This window comes from Pseudomonas sp. PDM16 (assembly GCF_014851865.1).
Taxonomy (GTDB): Bacteria; Pseudomonadota; Gammaproteobacteria; order Pseudomonadales; family Pseudomonadaceae; genus Aquipseudomonas.
Genome location: NZ_JACVAM010000001.1, coordinates 1128893 through 1149844 on the forward strand (window position 1 = coordinate 1128893; position 20952 = coordinate 1149844).

The window sequence follows — 20952 nt, forward strand, 5'->3', positions numbered from 1 at the left end:
GTTAGGTGTTTGTGGCTGGTGATTTTGAGTGTGTTAAGGCGGAGCTTCAGAGGCTTCGTTCGGGTTGGCTCCCCGTTGTCCTTTTCGTTACTCATGACCTGGGTGGGGGGGTTGAGACGCATGTGCGGGAGCTGGTGGCGGCTCTTCGTGGAAGGGCGGTTGTGCTTTTTTTGCGTCCTGGGCCGTTGGGGGGAATGGTCAGTTTGATGGGGTTGCAGCGTCGTCTGAGCTTTATTGGTTTTGAGGGGCTGCTGGAAGCGCTCTCATGGGTTGGATTTGATCGTGTCCATGTTCATCACGTAGCTGGTTTTCCTGCAGGTGTTGCCGACGCGCTGTTGCGTTTGGGAGTGCCCTTGGATCTTACCTTGCATGACCATTCCATTATTAATGGTAACCCGACGCTAACCGATCGTTCCGGCGTCTTTGACGAGCGCGCTCTGCTGGAGTGTATGCCCGATGGGGATGTCTGGCTTGAGCAGGAGTTGCGCCTGCTGGCTTCTAAGGCGGATAGGATATTTTTACCGTCTGCCAGGCAGAAACGTCTTATTGAGGCGTTTCTGCCTGATTTGGAGTTGCAGGTGAGGCCGCCGCCAGAGGCTGAGGGGGAGCGAACATTGCCGGTTGAGGCTCGGCCGTCGCATGCGGCTGGCAGCTTTCGCGTTCTGTGTCTGGGGAGTTTTACTCTGGAGAAGGGCGCGTCGGTATTGGCCGCCGTTGCGCGGCTTGCCAAGAGTCGAAGGATGGCAATTGACTTTATCCTGTTGGGAGAAAGCCTTTATCCAATGCCGGGGTGTGTGCGCCAATTTGGCCGCTATGACGAAGCGGAGCTTCAGGCGCTGATATCCGAGATGTCCCCCGACATTCTGTGGTTGCCGGCGCAGTGCCCGGAGACTTGGAGCTATACGCTGAGCGCGGGTGTCGATTGTGGCCTGCCTATCTTGGCAAGTGATCTGGGGGCGTTGGCTGAGCGCTTGGAGGGGCGGCCTCTTAGCTGGCTTTTTAGTCATCGTGCTAGTGCGGAAGGTTGGCTTGATGAGTTGATGAGGGTGCGGTCGCTTATAGAAGGAGGGGGGCGGTGTTCGTGGCTGATGCCCGGAGCGCCTGTGTTCTATGGTAGGGGTGGAGCGTACTTGTCGAGTGTGCGGGGCGGTCAGCATGAGGGCGGGGCATTGGTTTGGCTGCCTGCGGCCTTGCGGGATGGAGAAAGAGAGCCTGTTGCATGGCGCCGCTGGTGGCTGCGTCGGCTTGTACGTTTGCGCGGGCATCCCTTATTCGGGTTGCTCGGTAGTAAGCTGCCTAAGAAATGGTTGAGGATGGTGAGGCGTTTTTTGATGCGCTGATTTCGATTGGCTGTCTTGTAAAGGTTGTTGGGCTGCGAATACAATGGTAAGGCTCTAGGGCAATAGCGGCGTTCTGGCTCTATGCCGTGTTGTGTTGAGGGCCTGGTTGGTCGGAAGGTCAGCCAGGCCCTCAATTTTAGCAGGCAATGATGCCCGCTCCTGTTGCTGTAGGGTGCGCTAGCCGGAATCGGCGAGGCGGCTTGGCCGATAATGGCTGTGATCGCAAGCTGTAGTTGAATGGACGAAACCTTGACGCCAGCCTGCAAAAAATGAGTATGATTGTGCTGTCTTGCTTGATAAACCTGGGTGGGTTGGATAGCATCCCGCACGGTTTGCAGAGTTTGACTCTACAACACGTAACTTTAGAGCCTAAATAAAGGAATACCTGTGATGAAAAAATCACTGTCCAAAGCTGTTGCGCTGGCGGCGACTATTGGTGCTGCTGCTTCCGTGCAAGCGGTTAGCCTGAATCATGATGGTGTGGGTCAGGTTCTGCTGTATCCCATCTATACCGCTGAGAACGGTAACGACACCTATGTGTCCGTAACCAACACCACTAACCAGTTCAAAGTGGTTAAGGTGCGTTTCGTTGAAGGCATGAACTCCAAAGAAGTTCTCGACTTCAACCTCTTCCTGTCTCCGCAAGACGTTTGGACTGGCAACATTGTTCAGACTGCTGCTGGCGCCAAGCTGACCACCGCTGATACTTCTTGCACCGCTGGTGTTGTTCCGGCTGCTGGTCTGGAGTTCCGTAACTTCGAGTATCAGGCTGATGCTGCTGAGTTCCGTGGTACTGACCGTGCTCGCGTAGGTCACCTGGAAGTCATCGAGATGGCTGAGGTTCTGGATCCGGCTCTGCAAGCTGCCATCGACCACCGTGCCAACAACGGTGTTCCGGGCAACTGCGAGCTGGTTCGCAATGCCTATAAGACTGGCGGTGTATGGAATACTCAGGCCGGCCGTAACGGCGCTACTGTAAGCGTTCCTACTGGTGGTCTGTACGGTACTCTGACCGTTATCAACGTAGAAAGCGGCACTGAAATCAGCGCCGACGCTACCGCTCTTGAGAACTTCCGTCCGACTACCGGTGCTGGCGCTGCTCCGATTCACTTCGAGCCGGGCGACATGCTGCCGAACCTGGACCAAGCCTATCCGCAGGCTGAGTTCCCGGGTGTCGTCACTCAGTACGCTGGCTTCGCCAACGTTGACGCTGTATCGGCTGTGCTGATGAAAAATCGTATCGCTAACGACTACGCCTACGGCGCTGGTCTGAACGCGCAGACCGATTTCGTTATCACCTTCCCGACCAAGACCTACTACGTAAACGGTACTCTGCGCGCTCCGTTCGCTCAGCTGTGGAATCCGACCACTGCTAAGTCTTGCGACGCCATTGATGTTACCTACTACAACCGTGAAGAGCTGAGCCAGGTTATCGATCTGGATCAAATCTCCCCGCGTCCGCCGGCTGCTGAAGGCATCGCTCTCTGCCACGAAACCAACGTGTTCAGCATGGGTGCCGACAGCAACCTGCTGGGTGGCAAGTTCGTTCGTAGCGTCTTCAACCTGGCTGCTGGCTTCGAAGCTGGTTGGGTAGACATCAACCTGGCTGGTCCGGCTACCCGTATCCTGGAAGCCGACGGTGGTGAAGTTCAGCAGGGTCTGCCGGTTATCGGCTTCTCCGCTGTTGCCATCCAGAACGGCGACGTTGGTGGTCTGCTGTCTAACTACGCAACTGCTTACAACCACAAGTCCACTTCCGTGATCCCAGCGATCCCGTAAGCTTGTGTTTGGGCGAGTGGCGTTCCCACTCGCCGTCGCAACGCCAAAAAGCAGGACCAGTTATCTGGTTCTGCTTTTTTTTTTGTACTAACATCGGTGTACTTGCTGCGTTCGTTTTTCTTTTGAGGTGTGGAATGATGAGAAAATTATTGGGTCTTCCGTTCGTCGGACTGCTCCCTCTGCTGGCGATTGCGCCCTTTGCTAATGCTGCCGACGTGACGATCAATGGCACCAACTGCGGCGCATACAGCTCTGCCAGCTTCGATTCCAGTGGCAACCTGACTTTGGTTGCGTCAACTTGCTCGATTGGCACTGGCACCGGCACCGGCACCGGCACCGGCACCGGCACCGGCACCGGCACTGGTACCGGCACTGGCACTGGCACCGGCACTGGCACCGGCACCGGCACCGGCACCGGCACCGGCACCGGCACCGGCACCGGCACCGGCACCGGCACTGGCCCTATAACTTCGGGCACTGTAACTATGAGCGATGGCAAGATCGCTAAAGTATTCTCGGTCGGCACTATGGGTAATTTCAGCCGAGTTGAGTACGCATCCGGCAAGGATTACAAGGCGCTCGCTGTGCACTTCGTTGCGCCGGCAGGCAAGACTGGCAACTTCGCAACTGTGAAGTATGATGGTGCTGGTGGTAACAGGCAGGTCGTTATTTCAAGTGAGCCTGGTGTCTTTACGGGTGCCAGCATATGCGTTTCAGCTTATAGAGCTGATGTAAGTCGGTACTGGACGACAGAGGGTGGTCTGGGTTGTCCTCTGGTGGGTGGTCAGGACTACTACATTAATATCAGAGATCAAAATTCTTGCTCTGTAGATAACAATCCGGCATGTCGCTTTACTATGAATAATAGTATGTAACTATCTGCTGGTACTGTTTAAGAGAAGAGAGAGCAATGCTCTCTCTTCTTTATTTCGCTCTGTGTTGGTTTTAGGAGGTTGTTTTGCGGTCTTCTGTCAGTGTTTTTGTGCTAGGAGGAGTCCTCCTGTTTTCGTCTCTTCACGCCTCTGCTGCCCAGGTTCTTCTGGAGCGTCAAGGCATCCGAGTGACGGATGAAGAGCTGGAGCGTTTTGCTCTGGGTGCTGTTCCTGTAGAGCAGCGCGATGCGTGGAAAAAGAACGAGAAAGCTGGGCGTGAGCTACTGGCTGAACTCTTCCTTATGAAGGTGCTAGCGGCGGAGGCTGTAGAGGAAAAGCTGGACTCCAGGGCGGATGTCAAGGCCGGGTTGGAAAATGGCCGCCTGCGGCTTTTGGCTCAGGCTCGGCTGCAGCAGGTCGCGGAAACAAGCGAGTTGCCAGATTTGGAGGCGCTGGCCAAGGAGGATTACGTGACCAATCGTGATCGTTACAAAACTCCTGAGCTCGTAGATGCCTCGCATATTCTGATCGCCGTGAATGAAACGCGTACAGATGCGCAGGCTTTGGCTCGTGCGAAGGAAGTATTATCCAAGCTCAAGGCCGGTGAGAATTTTTCTACGTTGGCAGCGGAGTATTCAGATGACCCCTCTGCGAAAAGCAATGGTGGCGGCCTCGGGTATTTCCCCAAAGGGCAAATGGTCAAAGGCTTTGAAGATGCCGCTTTCGCTATGACCAAGGTTGGCTCGCTGAGTGAGCCGGTAAAAACGCAATTCGGCTATCATATTATTCGTTATGACGGGCGCAGGCCTGCTGAAACTCCTTCTTTTGAACAGCTCAAGCCGCAGCTAGTTGAGGCTGCAAAAGCTAAGGCGATTCAGCAGGCTCGCAGCCAGAAGGTTGAGTCCGTCCGTATGGCGAGTGATATAAAAGTGAATGAAAGTGCTGTTAAGGCATTCTTCTCACCGCAAGCCAAATAAGTGATGGAGTGCCATGGGTAGCTGCCGACTGGCTTTTGGTCGTCGGCCTACCCAGTGTCACTAATAGTTGGTTTCTGTTCGCGTGGGCGCGTAAGGACCTGTATGTATAAGGGGCTGAAGCGCCTGCGCTGGCAGCAGTTCGATCTTCTGTTTCAATTGATCCGCCGAGATATCAGCGCGCGCTATCGCGGCTCGTTGATGGGCGGGCTGTGGGCAATCGTATCGCCCTTGGTCATGCTATTGGTCTATACCTTCGTGTTTGGTGTGGTATTCCAGGCGCGCTGGGGGGCTGGTGGGGGGCAGGGAAATTCCGGCTTTGCACTAAACCTGTTTGCAGGCATGTTGGTGCATGGTCTGATTGCGGAGTGCCTCTCTCGAAGCCCGGCGTTGATTGTCCAGCACTCCAGCTATGTGAAGCGGGTGGTTTTTCCGCTCTGGATTTTGCCGCTTGTCGTGGTGGGCGGCGCACTGTTTCAGACTGCAATTGGCTTTGGCGTGCTTCTGGCTGCGATGCTTCTCTTGGGGCAGTTGCCTCACTGGGAGCTGCTGGCGTTGCCTTTGTTGCTCCTGCCGTTGCTGCTTTTGGCGGTGGGGCTTGGGTGGCTCCTCTCTGCGCTGGGTGCTTATGTGAGAGATATCGGGCACCTCATGCCGATGATAATCACCGTCCTGATGTTCCTTTCCCCTGTATTTTATTCAGTTGAAGCAATTCCTGAGGCTTACAGGTCATGGATGTATCTGAATCCACTGACGCCCGCCATTGAGGCGATGAGGGCATTGCTCTTCGGAGGTGATTTGCCTTCCGTTAAAGGTTACCTCACTTATTTGGGTGCGACCGCGCTCTTCGCCGCTGCAACCTGCTGGATTTTTAATCGTTTGCGTCGGGGCTTTTCAGATGTGCTCTGATGTTGTTGCGTCCATTCAGGGCGTATCCAAGCAGTATTCTCGTTATGGCTCGCCTTGGCAGCAGCTCTGGGGGGTCTTGCGAGGTCGCCATGAGTCCAAAGGCAGTTTCCATGCTGTCGAGGATGTCAGCTTCACACTCAAGCCGGGGGAAACCCTGGGAATCATCGGGCGTAACGGAGCGGGCAAGTCCACCCTTCTGCAGATGTTATGTGGGGTCCTAGTCCCTACTAGGGGGCGTGTGCAGTTGAATGGGCGAATCGCGGCTCTGCTGGAGCTGGGGGCCGGCTTCAATCCCGAGTTCACGGGGCGTGAGAATGTGTATCTGAGTGCTGCTCTATATGGGCTCGGTCATGCAGAAGTGACATCGCGCATTGAGTCCATTCTTGCCTTCGCGGAGATTGGTGAATTTATCGATCAGCCAGTCAAGACATACTCGAGTGGCATGTTTGTTCGCTTGGCCTTTGCCGTTATCGCGCATGTAGATGCGCAAATCCTGGTGATTGATGAAGCTTTGGCTGTGGGTGACTTCGCCTTCACGCAGAAATGCATGCGCTTCCTTGAGAGCTTTGCAGCGAAAGGGACGCTGATTTTCGTCAGTCACGACATCCATTCGGTGATTAAGCTGTGTCATAAGGCTTTGTGGCTCGATGCCGGGCGAGTGCGGGCATATGGTGCTGCACGGGGCGTTTGTGATGAGTACCTGGCCTCATTTTATGAAGAGACATCATCTGTTTCAGATGAGACCAAAGACACAGCACCCGACGATCAGGAGTTCAAGCGAGAGTTCGGTCTGGGTGGCGGACGAATTCAGCTGGTCGAGATGCTTGGCGAAGACCAGCAGCCGCTGCGGCTACTCGAGCGCCCCCAGCACGTTTGCCTGAGGGTCCGGGGCCTGGCGATAAAGGACATCGCAGCCCCGTTAATAGGCTTTTACATCAAGGACCGTTTCGGGCAGCCCATTATGGGTGAGAATACCCTCCGGCTGGTGGAGGGCTGGGCTCCCATTGCTGGTGGGATGACGTTTACCGTCGATTTTCATTTCTACCTGCCATTGCTGGCGACGGGGGAATACAGCTTCACCGTCGCGCTCGCTGAAGGGTCCCAGGCGGAGCACGTGCAGCATCATTGGATCCACGATGCGTTGGTTTTCAAGTCATCAGCTCCCTCCTATCTCGCAGGCTTTTTCCAGATGGAGAATGTTTCCTGTGAGATCAGGCTTCAGTAGCGCTATGACTTTTCCTGTTTTCTGAGCATTTTTCATGTCCGAAAAGCTTGATCTGATCGAATTTCTGCCTCTGGTTCAGCCGCCGGAGCGGCTTACTGCCATCGAGTCATGGCATCGCCATATGCCGTTTGCCATGGTTCTACTGGGGCTGCTCAGGCCGGGAGTTCTAGTCGAACTAGGCACCCATCGGGGAGACTCCTACAGCGCATTCTGCCAAGGCGTTGTCCATCAGGGCCTCGCGGCCCGCTGCTTTGCGGTTGATACCTGGCAGGGGGATAGCCAGGCTGGACTTTATGGCGATGAGATTCTGGCTGATCTGGCCGCTTGGCATGATCCGCGTTATTCGTCATTTTCTAGCCTGCTGCGCATGACGTTCGATGAGGCGCTGGAGCGTTTTGCGGACGGTACAGTCGATCTCCTGCATATCGATGGCCTCCACACCTACGACGCAGTGCGGCACGATTTCGAAACCTGGCTTCCGAAGATGAGTCGGCAGGGTGTGGTGCTGTTCCACGATACGGTAGTGCGCCATTCGGATTTTGAGGTTTGGCGCCTCTGGCAGGATCTGGAGAAGCAGTACCCCTCCTTCGAGTTTTCATTTGGCTTCGGTTTGGGCGTACTCGCTGTCGGGGATGCAGTGCCCAAGAGTGTTCTGGATTTTTTGGCATATGCCAGATCGAATCCCAAGGTAGTCACCGATTTCTTTCACCAGCTCGGCGACTCTATAGCCCTTCGTAGAGCAAGCACCCGTATTGCCGCATTGGGTGAGCAGGTCGAGTCGCTGGGAGGTCAGCTGACCCATGCTCGACATGTGGTGGAAGAGCGCGATGCTCAGCTGCAGGCTGCTTGCCCTCCTGACGTCCATTTCAATCTCCTGAGAGATTTCGAGGCCTATCGGTCTGCCATGGAGGCAGATCGGAGTTTTCTGAGAACATACTCCGATCAGGCTACCGCCCAAGTTCGTATTGCCGAGCTCATTTCGCGTAGCCGACTCTGGCGAGGGCGTAATCGGTTGATGCGGCTTCTGGGGCAGAAGGATCGCGTGCTGAGCGCGCAGGTCCCGTCTCTACCGACGCCGTCTCCATCTGGGCATCGACCTATCATCGACGTCATCGTGCCTGTCTATCGCAATTTCGAACTCACCCAGCGCTGCATCGAGTCCGTGCTATGCAGCGATATCGCTACTGAGTTTGAGCTGGTCGTGATCAATGACTGCAGCCCGGATCCGGATCTGGCGGATTGGCTGGATCAGCAGGCAGCGGCCGGGCGCTTTACGCTGCTGAAGAACGAATTCAACAGAGGTTTTGTTCAGACGGTCAATCTAGGCATGGCTCTGCATCCCGAGCGCGATGTCGTGCTGCTCAACAGTGATGCCGAGGTGGCCAATGACTGGTTGGATCGGTTGCAGTCGGTGGCGTATTCCGAGGCGGGAATAGGTTCGGTCACGCCCTTCTCGAACAACGCCACAATTTGCAGCTATCCGGTGTTGTGCGCAGACAATGAGCTGCCGGAGGGCTTCGACCTCGCCTCATTGGATAGGGTCTTCCGGGAAGCAAACGCTGGCGTCAAGGTGGACTTGCCCACGGCGGTGGGCTTCTGCATGTTCATTCGCAGAACCTGTTTGGAGCAAAGCGGCCCATTCAACGCCGAGCTGTTCGGCCGAGGCTATGGCGAAGAGAACGAGTTCTGCATGCGCTCCGCTCAACTAGGCTGGCGCCATGTTTTGGCTGCCGACACCTTCGTGCGCCACGAGGGTGGCGTCAGCTTTGCCGAGACCCAGAGCGAAAACCAGCGTGTAGGTCGTAAAGCGCTTCTTGGGGCGTTTCCGCAATACGATCTGGTCATTCGCCAGCATGTCGAGGCGGATCCTGTTGCTCATGTCCGCTTCGCAACCGATCTGGCGGTCAGCCGAAGCCGAGGGCTCCCGATCGTGCTGATGATCAGCCACAAACGAGGTGGCGGTACTGCTCGTCATCTGGAGATGCTGATTGCGCAGTTGGAGGGGCAGGCGACCTTCTATGAGCTCGTTCCCGTGGAGGAGGGCGGGCTGGTGTCGCTCGGTCTTCATGGCGATGGCCATGCTCGAATGGTCTTTGATCCGTTTGCGGATTTCGAGGCGTTGGTCGCGACGCTTGAAGCGCTGGGAGTGGCGCGTATCCATATCCATCACACCATCGGCCTGGCGGCTCCGGTGTTTACACTCCCTGAGCGCCTGCAGTGCCCGTATGACATGACGGTGCATGATTATTATCTGGTCTGTCCGCAAGACTCGATGACCGATGCTCAGGGGCGCTACTGTGGGGCGCCGGATGCAGTTGGGTGCAATCGTTGTCTGGCTGAACGCCCTGCGCCGGGAGGTGTAGACATTGCTGCCTGGCGCCGTTTTGGTGAGGTGCTGTTAGGTGGTGCTGAGCGCGTCTTCGTGCCCAGTCAGGATACTGAGCGGAGGATGCGGCGGTACGTCGACAAGGCTCGATACATCCACGCCATCCACGAGACGGGAGACCTGCGAATTCCCGTTGTGGCGAAGGGTGCCTTACCGGAGAAGCCGCTTAAGGTAGTTGTCCTTGGGGCGCTCGGAATCATCAAAGGGGCCGATCTCCTCGAGGCGGTAGCGCTTGAGGCGCGGGCCGCGCGAACCCCTGTAGAGTTTCATCTGCTTGGCTACTCCTATCGGAAACTCCGCTGCAAGCCTTTCAGTGCGCTAGAAGTGCATGGCGCTTATCAGGAGGCCGAACTCGCTGGGCTTCTAAAGGAGCTCGATGCCGACGTGGCATGGTTCCCGGGTAGTTGCCCAGAAACCTACAGCTATACCCTGTCCGCATGTTTGAGGGCGGGCCTGCCCGTTGTCGCGCCGCAGATCGGCGCATTCCCCGAGCGACTGGCTGAACGGGATCGCACATGGCTTTTCCAGGCAGATCCGACGCCGAGCGAGATGTTGGCTCTTTTGCTGGAGGTGCGTGAGCAATTGATCAAGGGGGCGCCAGTGAGTGAGGTGCAATCCGAGTCGCGTGCCGCTGAGTTCGACTATACGGTAGGCTATTGCGCTGAGCTGGCGGCATCGAAGATTGAGCCTCTTGATCGTGCGAGCTGGCAGAGCCTGTATGGGGTATGGAAGTCGCTGGCTACTATGCCGCGTGGCAAGCGTGCACCGGAGCGATTCAGTTCCCGCGTGGTTCGATTCGTGATTCGCCAGCCTTGGGCTCAGCCTTTGCTTGTGCAGGTTCCGCATGGTTTGCGCGCTCGTATCAAGCGATTGGTTTTCCGCGCTTGATCGCAGTACTGAATGATAAGTCGGCCCGGCATGCGGCCGTGAGAGGCGTTTGAATGCAATACCTGGGATCGCTGCTGGTCGAGGCTGGCAAACTGTCGGCAGAGGATCTGCAGCGCGCGCTGCAGGTTCGAGCTGTGTCGGGCGGGAAGCTCGGACATATCCTGGTTCGGCTTGGCATGGTTGCAGAGCGGGATGTCGCAGCATGTCTGGTGGAGGCATTCGGTCATCGCCTGGCAACTGCTGACGACTATCCGGCTGACCCTGTCCTGGAGGGTCTGATTTCGCCAGCGTTCATGCGTGACCAGCATGTGATTCCGCTGAAGGAAAGTGACGCGCTTGTCGTGGTGGCGATGCTTGATCCAGCCGATGAGTTCGTTCGGCAGGCTGTGGAGCTCGCTACAGGTCGTCCGGTCGAGGCATGGCTTGCCGTATCGTCGGAGTTGGATGCGGCTTATGAGCGCTTGTATGGCGCGGGTGCCTCGCGCTCCGACGTGGATGCTGCTCCCGGAGTCGAGCTCGATGGTGGCGAGGCCGATGTCGAGCGTCTGAAGGACATGGCCAGCGAAGTGCCGGTCATCCGCTTGGTCAACAGCATTTTCTCGCGGGCATTGGAAAGCCGGGCCTCGGATATCCATATCGAACCATTCGAGCATCAGCTGTCCATCCGCTTTCGCATTGATGGGGTATTGCAAGAAGTCGAAAAGGCTCCCGCGAAGCTCGCCCCCGCGGTAATTTCGCGACTGAAGATTCTGTCCCGGCTCAATATCGCCGAGCGCCGGCTCCCCCAGGATGGTCGCATCCAGCTCCGGATGCAGGGCCGTCTGATCGATCTGCGTGTTTCCAGTGTGCCGACCATGCACGGAGAGAGTGTGGTCATGCGTATTCTGGACAAGCAGAGCATGAATCTCGATCTGGATGCCATCGGTCTATCCGACACGGTGCTTCGTGGCTTCAAGGATGTGCTTGATCGCCCCAATGGAATCTTCCTCGTTACGGGCCCAACCGGTAGCGGTAAAACGACGACTCTCTATGCGGCACTGAGTCGTCTGAATACCGTCGATCAGAAGATACTGACGGTCGAGGACCCGGTGGAGTACCAGATTCAGGGGGTCAATCAGATCCAGGCAGCTAGCAAGCTTGGTCTCGACTTCGCCAGCGCACTGCGTTCTATCCTGCGTCAGGACCCTGACGTAGTGATGATCGGGGAGATGCGAGACCAGGAAACAGCCGGTATCGCCATTCAGGCGTCCCTGACCGGCCACATCGTGCTGTCCACGCTGCACACCAACGATGCGCCGAGCGCCATTACCCGACTGCTCGATATGGGTATCGAGGACTATCTGCTCACCTCCACCATCAATGCTGTGATGGCGCAGCGCCTGGTGCGAGTTCTCTGCCCGCACTGTCGAGAAACGGACGATGTGGATGACGAGCGAATCGAGCACATGGGTATTGTTCATCTGCTGGACGGACGTCCTGCCAGTTTCTGGAAGCCGGTTGGTTGTGGCGAGTGTGCTCACACTGGCTACCGGGGGCGTATGGGTATTCATGAGTTGCTGGTGATGGATGATGCGATCCGTCATCTCGTTCTCCAGCGGGCAGGTAGTGAGCAGCTCTATCGAGCGGCTTGCTCCGCCGGCATGCGCACGATGTTCGAGGATGGTGTCCTCAAGGCCATGCAGGGGCTTACCTCGCTGGCTGAAGTCCTACGTGTCGCGAAGATGTCTCGCTAATATGGCTCACTTCAAATACAAGGCGGTTGATCGCAACGGTAAGGCTGTCGACGGAGTCATCGAGCAGGCTTCGATAGACGCCGCTGCGGATTGGCTTGCCCGCGAAGGTATGACACCGCTCAGTATCGTGCCAAGCAAGGTCGGCGCCGGTGCCAAGCCTTCCGCGGCGGGGCGCAAGGGAGGGGGCAAGAGCCGGGATCGGGTTCTGCACTTCACTCGCGAGCTGGGAATAATGCTCTCCTCGGGGCTGCCGTTGGATCGTAGCCTGGGTATTCTGGAGGAGTTGTCCGATCCGGTTGCTCGCGAGATGGTGCATGAGCTGCGCAGCGAGGTTCGTAAAGGCAAGGGGCTGGCGGAGGCGTTTTCTGCTCGCGGAGAGTTCTCTCCTTTTTACATCAGCATGATTCGCGCGGGCGAGGCGAGCGGCTCCTTGGAAGGGTCGCTGTTGCGCATGACTGAATATCTTGAACGGTCGAAAGCGCTGAGGCAGATGATTTCTTCTGCCATGACCTATCCACTGATCCTGCTGGCCGTAGCGGTACTTTCTCTCGTATTCCTGCTGGCCTATGTCGTGCCTAGCTTTGCCGATCTTTTTTCGGACATGGGGGGAACCCTTCCAGCGCCGACGCGTCTAGTGATGAATGCCGGAGCCTTCATGGCTGACTGGTGGTATCTGGTGCTGGGCGCTGCCGTGGGTGCCTACATGGGGGGGCGACACTGGTTGCGGCAGCCGGCAGTAAAGGCTCAACTCGACCGAAGAATGCTGGGTTGGCCTCTGGTCGGTGACTTGGTGCGTAACCTGGAAACCTCTCGTTTCTCCCGGACACTGGGCGTGCTGATGCAGGGCGGGGTGCCACTGGTCGCCGCGTTGGGTATCGCTCGCGAGACCATCGGCAACGATCTTCTGCGCCAGTCGATCGAGGTAGCCATAGGCGAGCTGAAGGAGGGTAAATCCCTGAGTTCTTCCCTCCTGGCGAGTAATGACTTTCCGCCACTAGCCATGCACATGATGCAGGTCGGCGAAGAAACGGGGCGCCTGGAAGAGATGCTGGTGAAAGTGGCCGGCATATACGAGGACGAAGTCGCTGTCGTGACCAAACGTCTGCTGGCCCTGCTGGAGCCCGCGCTGATCCTGACGTTGGGGGTTCTGATTGCCGGTATCATCGTTTCCATCCTGCTCGGGATTCTTGGAGTTAACGAGTTGATCGGTTGATAGTTGATTCCCCATTAGTAAAAACAGTTCATTGATTCGGTTTCAGAGGTCGTTATGAAGCGTCAGGTTCGCAAGCAACAGGGTTTCACCCTTATCGAGCTGTTGGTGGTGTTGGTGATTCTCGGGCTGCTCATGTCAGTGGTCGGTCCGCGCGTGATGAAGTACGTCGGCGGAGCGAAAAGCGATACCGCTGCCATGCAAATCCAGGAGTTGTCCGCCGCTCTGGACATGTACCACCTGGAAGTCGGCAGCTATCCTGCGCAGAGTGCCGGTCTCAAGGCGCTGATCGAGCAGCCGTCCGGGGTGACACGCTGGAAGGGGCCATACCTGCGCAAGTCGGCCGTCCCGAAGGACCCTTGGGGTAACGACTACTCCTACCGCTACCCAGGTAAACACGGCCCGTTCGACCTTTATTCTCTCGGTGCCGATGGGCAGCCGGGTGGTGAGGGTGAAGCGGCAGATATCAACGGCTGGGAATGATTCGTGCGGCGAGCCGGCGGCGGCGGGTTCACCCTGCTGGAGATGATGGTGGTGCTGGCTATCGTTGCGATGGCCATGGCACTGGTGGTGCCGGCTGTTACTCGAGGTATGGAGACGAGTGTCAATGATGTCGCTCGTGATATTTCAGTGTCCCTTCGTAAAGCTCGCACCTCTGCACTGTCTGCCCAGCGATCATCTGTTCTTTGGATTGACCTAGACAAGAAAACCTACGCCGTGGGCGCTGGAAAGGCTAAAGATATCCCGAGTGATGTATCTATCCGTGCGAAGGTTGCGAGCACGCAGATCGACGCTCGCCGAGCGGGTTTCCGCTTTTTTCCCGACGGATCCGCGACGGGTGGGGCGCTCTTCCTGACGCAGGGCGATGCAAGTGTCTCTGTTGAAATTGATTGGCTGAGTGGCCGGGTCACTGTTCGTGATCAGGAGGCTGGTCGGTGAGGGTGGGCGCTCGTCAGGCTGGATTCACGATTCTGGAAGTGCTGGTGGCCTTCGTTGTGGCGGCGTTGCTCTTGTCAGTGATTTTGGGCGGTTTTTCTCAGGGGCTAAGTAATCTCCGGCTAGTTGACCAGCGCGCTCAGGCTGTTTTGGTGGCGCAGTCGCGGATGGCCGAGGTTGGAGTGGTCACGCCATTGCAGCCGGGGGTGTTCCAAGGCGTCGAGAATGCTGACCAACCTTTCCGCTGGGTGGTTAATGTAACCCCTCTGGAATGGGAGTATGCGGCTCGTGTAGCCGCAGTGGGAGCGGTGCTGTACCGGGTGCAAGTCGAGGTTAGCTGGGGTGAGCCAGGTGTAGAGAAGAGCCTTTCCCTTGTGTCACTGCGGACATTTCGTGAGGTGGCGAAGTGAGCCGGCAGCGGGGCTTCACGTTGTTTGAGGTTCTGGTTGCTCTTACGCTGATGGCGCTGCTGACCGTCGTGTTATTTGGTGGTTTCCGCGCGGGGCTGCGTTCCTGGCAGGCGTTAGATTCTCATGTCTCCTCGGTTGAAGATGCTCGGCGGCTTAGCGATCTGCTTTATCGCCATCTCAGCCAGGCAATGGACGCCCCACTGCAAGATGCGAATTTTCAGCCCACCCTTTCTTTCGATGGGGATTCGGTTTCGATGCGCTATATAGCGCCACTCTCGATGTCTGCTGGGGATGCACCGCATGTGGTGGAGATAGCCAATGCGCCAAATGGGCAGGCGGGAGTGTGGATGCGCTTTGCACCAATGCGCCTAGGCGTTTCACTTGATGATTTGTTTGCAGGGAGTGCTTTCCAGCTTGTCAGTGAAGGTCTCAGTGTCAGGTTCTCATACTTTGCCGACGGTCAATGGATGGAGCGCGTCTCTCCTGAGCATCGGCCGGTGCTGGTGGCGGTGAGTATCTCGGGGGGGCAGGGATGGCCGAGAATGGTGATCCCTGTGACCATGACGGCTATGCCGGGGGCGCAGCAATGAGGCGTCGGCAGCAGAGTGGAGTGGTCCTGATCGTTGTTCTTTGGGTGGTTGCGCTGCTGAGTGTTCTGCTCATGGGATTCGTTGCTGTCGCTCGAGTAGAGCGTGACAACGCCGCCGATGTGGTGAACCGGGCAGAGGCTCGGGCCTCTGCCGAGGCTGCATTGGCTTACCTCAGTGCGATGTATAACCTTGGTGGCGAAGAATGGCCGAGACTGATGGGGCGGGTCCTCTTGTTGCCCCTTGCAGAGCCAGTAGCGTTTCGTGTCGTCCCGGAGGATGCATTTGTCAGCCTCAACGGTTCCAGCCGGGAGACGCTGATGGCTTTTTTCACCGCTCTGACACCATCGGTACAGAATCCCGAGCATGTGGTGGAGCAGATATTTGCACGCCGTGAGCCCCCCGTATCTGAGGCGCCACAGGCGGGGCAGGAGCCTCGGCCTTGGTTTTCGGCCAACGAGCTCTTGTTGCTGGATGGTGTCAATCCAGCCGCGCTCCAGGGGGCTATCGGTCTTTTGACGGTCGACTCCTTCAATGATGCCGTTAATGAGCAGTTCGCACCTGCGGTGCTATTGCGCGCGCTATACCCGGATCGTGCTGATGACATTCTCGCGGCTCGTGCTGCGTTGTCGAATGACCCGGAGGCCGCTAGCGATCCCTCGGCAACCACCATGTTCTTTCGAGTTCAGGTGCAGCTCGGACGTCCTCCATTGGAGCGTCGTATAGAGGCGGTCGTGGCCTTTGAGGGTATTGAGTCCGGCTATCAGATCGTTCGATGGAACGAGTACAATGCTTCATTTACCTTCGATGAATAAGCTAGATGCGTATTGATACTGGCAGCCTGAGCCTGTTTGGGGTGGACCTGAGCAAGACTTGGCAATGGTGGCTTTCGGGGCTTGAGCAGATACTGCCAGCAGGTTGGCAGAGCTTCTTTTTCCGCACGCCACCACTTCTCGTCATCGAGCAGAATGAGTCTGGTCTGGTTCTTTCGCTGCAGAAACCAGCAGGCAATGTACAGCTATGTAACATTCCGCCGGAGATTGTGGCGGTCGCCGAGCCCGGCACCTTGAGGCGCTATCTGCCGCAAGGTGTACGCCTAGACCGTTTGGATGTTGTGCTCGTGCTGCCTTCGACGACAGTATTGGTTCGCCGCATAAGCTTGCCATCTGCGGCTCGCATGTCGTTGCTCGACTCCGTTCGCTATCAGCTTTCTCGTCTGACGCCATTTGCACCAAGTCAGGTCTATTTCGATGCGCGGGTCGCGGCCATCCATCAAGATGCTCAGGAACTTGAGGTCGATGTGCTCGTTGCACCAAGGCAAATGGTCGACCCTGCTCTAGAAGGTTTGCAGTCAGCGCTTGGCCTGCCAATTACCCGGGCGAGTAGGGTTGTCGAGGGCGATGTAGCGCCTTTCAACCTTTTGCAGGGGCATGTGCCGGGGAGACGCTGGTGGCGCCGTCTGAATCTCAACGCCTATCTGGCGTTGGCGTTGGTGGTTGCTCTTCTCGCGGCAGCGGTGGTACCTGTCATCAAGCAGCGTGCTCTGGTGGTCGAGCGCAAGCAAGAGCTGCTTGAGCTGAATGCTAGGGCGGCGGATCTCAAGGCGAAGATGCAAGGCCTGGATGATCAGCTGTCACTAATCAATTTCATGGCGGCTAGACGGCAGTCGGTTCCTACGCCAACTGCCACACTGGCCGAATTGACTCGGCTCATTCCTGCCTCTGCTTACGTCAATAGCTTCGTGGTTCGTGACGGAGCCATCGAGTTGGGAGGGGTGGGTAACGGCGTGGTGGATCTGATCGATATCATCAATTCGTCGCCTCTGTTCGAGGGGGCTCGGTTTTCCGCGCCATTGAGTCGTGACCCCCGCAGTGGTTTGGATCAGTTCCGAATTGCCTTGAAGTTTCGCGCGCCGGCCAAGGAGCCTGAATGAACGCCTCCTGGTTGCAATCGCATCGTCAAGGCTTAGCAAGCCTCACCATTGCCGCTGCGCTCTTCCTGCTGTTTGTCGCACTCGTCGCGACTCCTCTGATTTCTCGTTGGGACCGCTATCAACTGGAGCTGACCAAGGACGGGCGGGTAATGCAGCATTTGCAGGCGATGCTTGCCTCTCGTGATGATTTGGAGCAGGCATACGCAGACTTCCAGCAGCGAGGTTTGGATCGTTGGGTCTACCAGGCTGCTAGCGCCGAGGCGATCGAGCTGGATATTCAGAAACGGGTGACCGACCTTCTGAGCACTCAAGGGGTACAGGTGCGCACCGTATCTGCGCTGCGAGGGCTGCAGCGTGATGATCACCAGATCGTAGGGATGCGTTTCCTGTTTTCGGGCACCCTGCCCAGTGTTTTGACGGTTTTCGACGAGATTGAGCTCATGCGGCCACTGTTGCTTATCGAGGATGTAAGGATGTCCCCTGTTTTGCAGGGTGGTCGCCGAGATGCTCCTCAGAAGCAGCTGCTTGAAATCGAGATGTCCGTGGTGACCTTCCTTCCCCTGGTCAGTGAGGGGCAGGAGCCTTGAGAGCTGAGTTGAGTCGAACATCTATCTGGCTTGCGGGCGGGCTCCTGTTCGCACTTAGCCTGTGCGTGCTGGGATGGGTTTTGGTCGATGTTGCAGATGTGCGCACTCCGCGTCTTGCACCGTATGAGCTGCCCGTGGGGCTTGAGGAGAACAGGGCGGCCAGGCAGCTTGCTCTACAAGCTCCATTGTTCTGGCAGTCCCGTGTGCTTGAACAAGAGGGGGAACTACCAGCTGCTGTCTCTACTGGCACTATCGAAGGGCTCAGGCTGGCAGGAATATTGGGGCAGACGGTATTGCTCAAACCCAAGGATAAGCCAGTGAAAAAACTGATGGTGGGCGATGTCATTGAGGGATACAAGATCGAATCCGTGAGAGATCGCATCGTTGTACTCGTAGCCAATGATCGCCGTGTTGAGCTGAGTCTGGTGCCGGAGCGTGCCTCGAACGTCGTTCTGCAGCCTGTTAACGAATGATTAAAAATATTTCATCCAAGTTGGAAAATGATCAGATGAGAATCGAAATGCTCGGGCGCGGAAGGCTCCGGCTGACGCCGTTGGCTGCAGTGCTCTGCAGTCTCATGCTTTCCGGCTGCAGCTCGTTACTTGCGCCGCAGGAGCCAGAGCAACCTGCACTTCCCTCCAGCTTTGTGAAGATGTCTGCCGACGGCGAGATGCGCGAAGAGCAGCCCGAGGCCGAAGAACGGCAACCCGCTGGTCGTGTCCTTTTGGAACACAAGGGTAACCAGAACGTCATTTCTCCTCTGGCTACGCCTGTGCCGGCTACCGCATCGGATCAGCTGGTCAATGTGCACTTCGACGCGGCACCACTTTCGGACGTTCTAGGCGCTCTGTTGGGGGACATGCTGAAGGTTCCCTATACCGTAGCTGGAGAGGTTGGCGGCGAGATCACATTGGTCTCTACCGATCCAGTGCCTCGCGATAGCTTGCTGGATCTTCTGGAGCATGCTCTGGAGGTCCAGGGTATCGCGATGGTCAAAGACGTGTCGGGGGTTTATCGCATCGGCCCGGCTGATAAGCTCAAGGGCAGCGTACCGGTTGCGACCAAATCAGCTTCCACCGCCAGAGGGTACGGTGTTCGCATCGTGCCCTTGCGTTACCTGCCCGTGACCGAGCTCGAGAAGATCTTCGAGCCGCTGGGCATGAAGGAAAACATCCTCCGAATCGACCCGGTGCGCAACATCGTCATGGTCGGTGGCTCGGGGCCGCAGTTGCAAAACATGCTACGTACGCTGGACATGCTCGACGTTGATGTCCTGAAGGGCATGTCGTTCGGGATCTATGAGGTGCTGAACCTCGATCCGGAACTGCTGGTGGAGCGATTCAACAACCTATTGAGCAACCCGGACCTGAAGAGCCTATCCAGCTCGGCACGTCTGATGGCGCTGGAGGAATTGAATAGTGTCATGGTGGTCGCTGCGAGCTCCGAGCAGCTTGGCAGCGTAAGCCATTGGCTTCGCCAGCTTGACGGCGCGGCCCGTAATGACGAGCAGGCCGGCTCGCAGCTTTATGTCTACAACGTAGAAAACGGTGAGGCTGCCAACCTGGCTACCCTGTTGAGCCAGCTATACGGCGGTGGCAATGGCGCGGCCGCTCCGACTACCTCCGGCACAGTGGCGCCGGGGTTGGAGTCCAGCGAACTGTCGAGCTCCTCCTCCTTGAACTCCTCGTCCGGAAGTGACTCCAGCGGCAGCCTGGCTTTCAGCTCCTCCAGCCGCAAGTCGTCGACTACCGGGGGCGCAACCAGCACCACCACCGAGAGCGGTGCTCGTATTGTCGCGGATGAGGCCAATAACAGCTTGTTGGTGATGGCCTCCAATAAGGATTGGCGTGATATTCGTTCCGCGCTCAAGAAGATGGACAAGACCCCTGCGCAGGTGCTCGTAGAAGTTTCCATCTGGGAAGTTTCTCTTACCGATGAGCTTAACTATGGCGTCGAGTGGTATTTCAATGCCTCCCGTGATGCGCAGGGGGTTCTGACCAAGGGCGGCTTGTTCTCAATGAATGATGCCGGCGCGGTCGCAGCCTCTCCACCAGGTTTCTCCTACCTGTTCAGCGGGTCTGACTGGCGTGCGGTGATCAATGCGCTGCAGAAGAAGTCGAACGTACGTTCTCTGTCTTCGCCGTCTCTGTTGGTCTTGGATAATCGTGAAGCCAGCATCATGGTCGGTGACCAGCAGCCAGTGCAGACCAGTCAGACTGTCAATACTGGGAATACCGGGGTTCTCACTCAGAACGTCGAGTACAAGGATACTGGTGTTCAACTGAAGGTCCGTCCGCGCGTCAACTCTGGCGGACTGGTTGTCATGGATATCCTGCAGGAGGTTACCGATGTTGGGGAGCGCGACGTTGCGACAGGGCAGCGTTCCTTCCTCAAGAGAAGTATCGAGAGTTCTGTCGCCATTCAGGGTGGGGATACCATCATTCTCGGCGGTCTGATTCAGGACAAGAGCTCCGACGGAAATGGCGGAATACCGTATCTGAGGTCTATGCCGATTCTCGGCCCGCTATTTGGCACAACCACCAGCGATGGCAATAGAACAGAGCTGCTGGTGACTATTACGCCCAAGGCGATCAATCGTTATCGGGACTTCGGGCGGGTAGGTGAGGAGTTCCGTCAGAAAATGCCAGGAATAGCGGATAGTTTTCGTGAAGAGTTTTCCGGGAAAAATTAGTTATAAGTGAGGTTAGTGCAGATGGTTTTTAAGCGGTTGAGATTGTTGTCCGTAGCAGTACTTAGTCTTCTGGTGCTGGGGTGTGCGACTCATCAGGAGAAGACGGATGAGCAAGTAGTGGGTGATCTATCTCAGAAACGTCTTTCGTTGTTGAAGGCGGGAGACGTCAATGGTGCTTACGCGCTTATGTCTCCAGGCTATCGTGCGCAGAAAACCATCGAGCACTTCAAGATGGACTTTGGCGGCGCTGCCAATATCGTTTCATTCAAAGGACAATCGGTTTCGTGTGAGGTCGATCGGTGTGAGGTCTATGTAGATGTCGAGTACAGCCGACCTGCCTTCTCGCCAAACCTGAACATAGTGCGTACCAATATAGAAACGTGGATCAAGATCAATGATGAGTGGTGGTATGTAAGGACGCAGTGATTCTTACTGCCGATTTAACGCCGACTGATGTCGGCGTTTTTGTTTCTGATGCACATAAGTACGTC

The 20952-nt window shown here is 56.8% G+C and carries 19 protein-coding genes; all 19 read left to right on the forward strand.

Annotated elements, in window-relative coordinates:
* Positions 1 to 11 precede the first annotated feature (11 nt).
* The 19 genes from IB234_RS05275 to IB234_RS05365 all read left to right on the forward strand — a co-directional run bounded on the left by IB234_RS05275 (position 12) and on the right by IB234_RS05365 (position 20887).
* Positions 12 to 1340, forward strand: coding sequence for a glycosyltransferase (locus IB234_RS05275; protein WP_318651985.1), 1329 nt, complete (start codon positions 12 to 14; stop codon positions 1338 to 1340).
* Between the two features lie 390 nt (positions 1341 to 1730).
* Positions 1731 to 3119, forward strand: a complete 1389-nt coding sequence (locus IB234_RS05280; protein ID WP_192314948.1) for a hypothetical protein — start codon at positions 1731 to 1733, stop codon at positions 3117 to 3119.
* Positions 3120 to 3256: 137 nt separating this feature from the next.
* The gene (locus tag IB234_RS05285; RefSeq protein WP_192314950.1) at positions 3257 to 3994 is read left to right on the forward strand and encodes a hypothetical protein; all 738 of its coding nucleotides are present in this window, start codon (positions 3257 to 3259) and stop codon (positions 3992 to 3994) included.
* 83 nt (positions 3995 to 4077) lie between these two features.
* Positions 4078 to 4968 (forward strand): peptidylprolyl isomerase, encoded by an 891-nt coding sequence (locus IB234_RS05290; protein ID WP_192314952.1) that lies wholly within the window; start codon positions 4078 to 4080, stop codon positions 4966 to 4968.
* Between the two features lie 102 nt (positions 4969 to 5070).
* Entirely contained in the window at positions 5071 to 5874 is an 804-nt protein-coding gene (locus IB234_RS05295; protein WP_192314954.1) for an ABC transporter permease, read from the forward strand.
* Positions 5864 to 7099: an ABC transporter ATP-binding protein gene (locus tag IB234_RS05300; RefSeq protein ID WP_192314956.1), complete on the forward strand. Its 1236-nt coding sequence runs from the start codon at positions 5864 to 5866 to the stop codon at positions 7097 to 7099. The genes IB234_RS05295 and IB234_RS05300 overlap by 11 nt, the downstream gene beginning before the upstream one ends.
* 34 nt (positions 7100 to 7133) lie before the next feature.
* Positions 7134 to 10373 carry a class I SAM-dependent methyltransferase gene (locus tag IB234_RS05305; protein WP_192314959.1) on the forward strand — a complete coding sequence of 1080 codons (3240 nt, stop codon included), beginning with the start codon at positions 7134 to 7136 and terminating at the stop codon, positions 10371 to 10373.
* A 53-nt stretch (positions 10374 to 10426) separates the two neighbouring features.
* The gene (gene gspE, locus IB234_RS05310) at positions 10427 to 12106 is read left to right on the forward strand and encodes a type II secretion system ATPase GspE (RefSeq protein WP_192314961.1); all 1680 of its coding nucleotides are present in this window, start codon (positions 10427 to 10429) and stop codon (positions 12104 to 12106) included.
* A 1-nt stretch (position 12107) separates the two neighbouring features.
* Complete coding sequence (locus IB234_RS05315; protein ID WP_192314963.1) at positions 12108 to 13319, forward strand: type II secretion system F family protein; 1212 nt, start codon at positions 12108 to 12110, stop codon at positions 13317 to 13319.
* Between the two features lie 54 nt (positions 13320 to 13373).
* Positions 13374 to 13799, forward strand: a complete 426-nt coding sequence (gspG, locus tag IB234_RS05320) for a type II secretion system major pseudopilin GspG (RefSeq protein ID WP_192314966.1) — start codon at positions 13374 to 13376, stop codon at positions 13797 to 13799.
* A gap of 3 nt (positions 13800 to 13802) precedes the next feature.
* On the forward strand, positions 13803 to 14255 hold the full coding sequence (locus IB234_RS05325) for a GspH/FimT family pseudopilin (RefSeq protein WP_192314968.1): 453 nt from the start codon (positions 13803 to 13805) through the stop codon (positions 14253 to 14255).
* Complete coding sequence (locus IB234_RS05330; protein WP_192314970.1) at positions 14252 to 14662, forward strand: prepilin-type N-terminal cleavage/methylation domain-containing protein; 411 nt, start codon at positions 14252 to 14254, stop codon at positions 14660 to 14662. The genes IB234_RS05325 and IB234_RS05330 overlap by 4 nt, the downstream gene beginning before the upstream one ends.
* A complete protein-coding gene (locus tag IB234_RS05335) occupies positions 14659 to 15252 on the forward strand; it encodes a prepilin-type N-terminal cleavage/methylation domain-containing protein (RefSeq protein ID WP_318651975.1) in 594 nt (197 codons plus the stop codon). The genes IB234_RS05330 and IB234_RS05335 overlap by 4 nt, the downstream gene beginning before the upstream one ends.
* 20 nt (positions 15253 to 15272) lie before the next feature.
* Positions 15273 to 16064, forward strand: a complete 792-nt coding sequence (locus tag IB234_RS05340; RefSeq protein ID WP_192314983.1) for a type II secretion system protein GspK — start codon at positions 15273 to 15275, stop codon at positions 16062 to 16064.
* Positions 16065 to 16069: 5 nt separating this feature from the next.
* Positions 16070 to 17182: a PilN domain-containing protein gene (locus IB234_RS05345; protein WP_192314987.1), complete on the forward strand. Its 1113-nt coding sequence runs from the start codon at positions 16070 to 16072 to the stop codon at positions 17180 to 17182.
* Positions 17179 to 17769, forward strand: coding sequence for a type II secretion system protein GspM (gene gspM, locus IB234_RS05350; RefSeq protein ID WP_192314989.1), 591 nt, complete (start codon positions 17179 to 17181; stop codon positions 17767 to 17769). The genes IB234_RS05345 and gspM overlap by 4 nt, the downstream gene beginning before the upstream one ends.
* Before the next feature lie 8 nt (positions 17770 to 17777).
* The gene (locus IB234_RS05355; protein ID WP_192314991.1) at positions 17778 to 18242 is read left to right on the forward strand and encodes a hypothetical protein; all 465 of its coding nucleotides are present in this window, start codon (positions 17778 to 17780) and stop codon (positions 18240 to 18242) included.
* 35 nt (positions 18243 to 18277) lie between these two features.
* The gene (gspD, locus tag IB234_RS05360; protein WP_192315001.1) at positions 18278 to 20461 is read left to right on the forward strand and encodes a type II secretion system secretin GspD; all 2184 of its coding nucleotides are present in this window, start codon (positions 18278 to 18280) and stop codon (positions 20459 to 20461) included.
* A gap of 15 nt (positions 20462 to 20476) precedes the next feature.
* Positions 20477 to 20887: a hypothetical protein gene (locus IB234_RS05365; protein WP_192315003.1), complete on the forward strand. Its 411-nt coding sequence runs from the start codon at positions 20477 to 20479 to the stop codon at positions 20885 to 20887.
* Positions 20888 to 20952: the final 65 nt, after the last annotated feature.

Coding starts and splice junctions, on each gene's coding strand:
- IB234_RS05295 (WP_192314954.1), top strand. CDS start 5,071: ATGTATAAGGGGCTGAAGCGCCTGCGCTGGCAGCAGTTCGATCTTCTG.
- IB234_RS05315 (WP_192314963.1), top strand. CDS start 12,108: ATGGCTCACTTCAAATACAAGGCGGTTGATCGCAACGGTAAGGCTGTC.
- gspE (WP_192314961.1), top strand. CDS start 10,427: ATGCAATACCTGGGATCGCTGCTGGTCGAGGCTGGCAAACTGTCGGCA.
- gspM (WP_192314989.1), top strand. CDS start 17,179: ATGAACGCCTCCTGGTTGCAATCGCATCGTCAAGGCTTAGCAAGCCTC.
- gspG (WP_192314966.1), top strand. CDS start 13,374: ATGAAGCGTCAGGTTCGCAAGCAACAGGGTTTCACCCTTATCGAGCTG.
- IB234_RS05345 (WP_192314987.1), top strand. CDS start 16,070: ATGCGTATTGATACTGGCAGCCTGAGCCTGTTTGGGGTGGACCTGAGC.
- IB234_RS05305 (WP_192314959.1), top strand. CDS start 7,134: ATGTCCGAAAAGCTTGATCTGATCGAATTTCTGCCTCTGGTTCAGCCG.
- IB234_RS05280 (WP_192314948.1), top strand. CDS start 1,731: ATGAAAAAATCACTGTCCAAAGCTGTTGCGCTGGCGGCGACTATTGGT.
- gspD (WP_192315001.1), top strand. CDS start 18,278: ATGAGAATCGAAATGCTCGGGCGCGGAAGGCTCCGGCTGACGCCGTTG.
- IB234_RS05300 (WP_192314956.1), top strand. CDS start 5,864: ATGTGCTCTGATGTTGTTGCGTCCATTCAGGGCGTATCCAAGCAGTAT.
- IB234_RS05285 (WP_192314950.1), top strand. CDS start 3,257: ATGAGAAAATTATTGGGTCTTCCGTTCGTCGGACTGCTCCCTCTGCTG.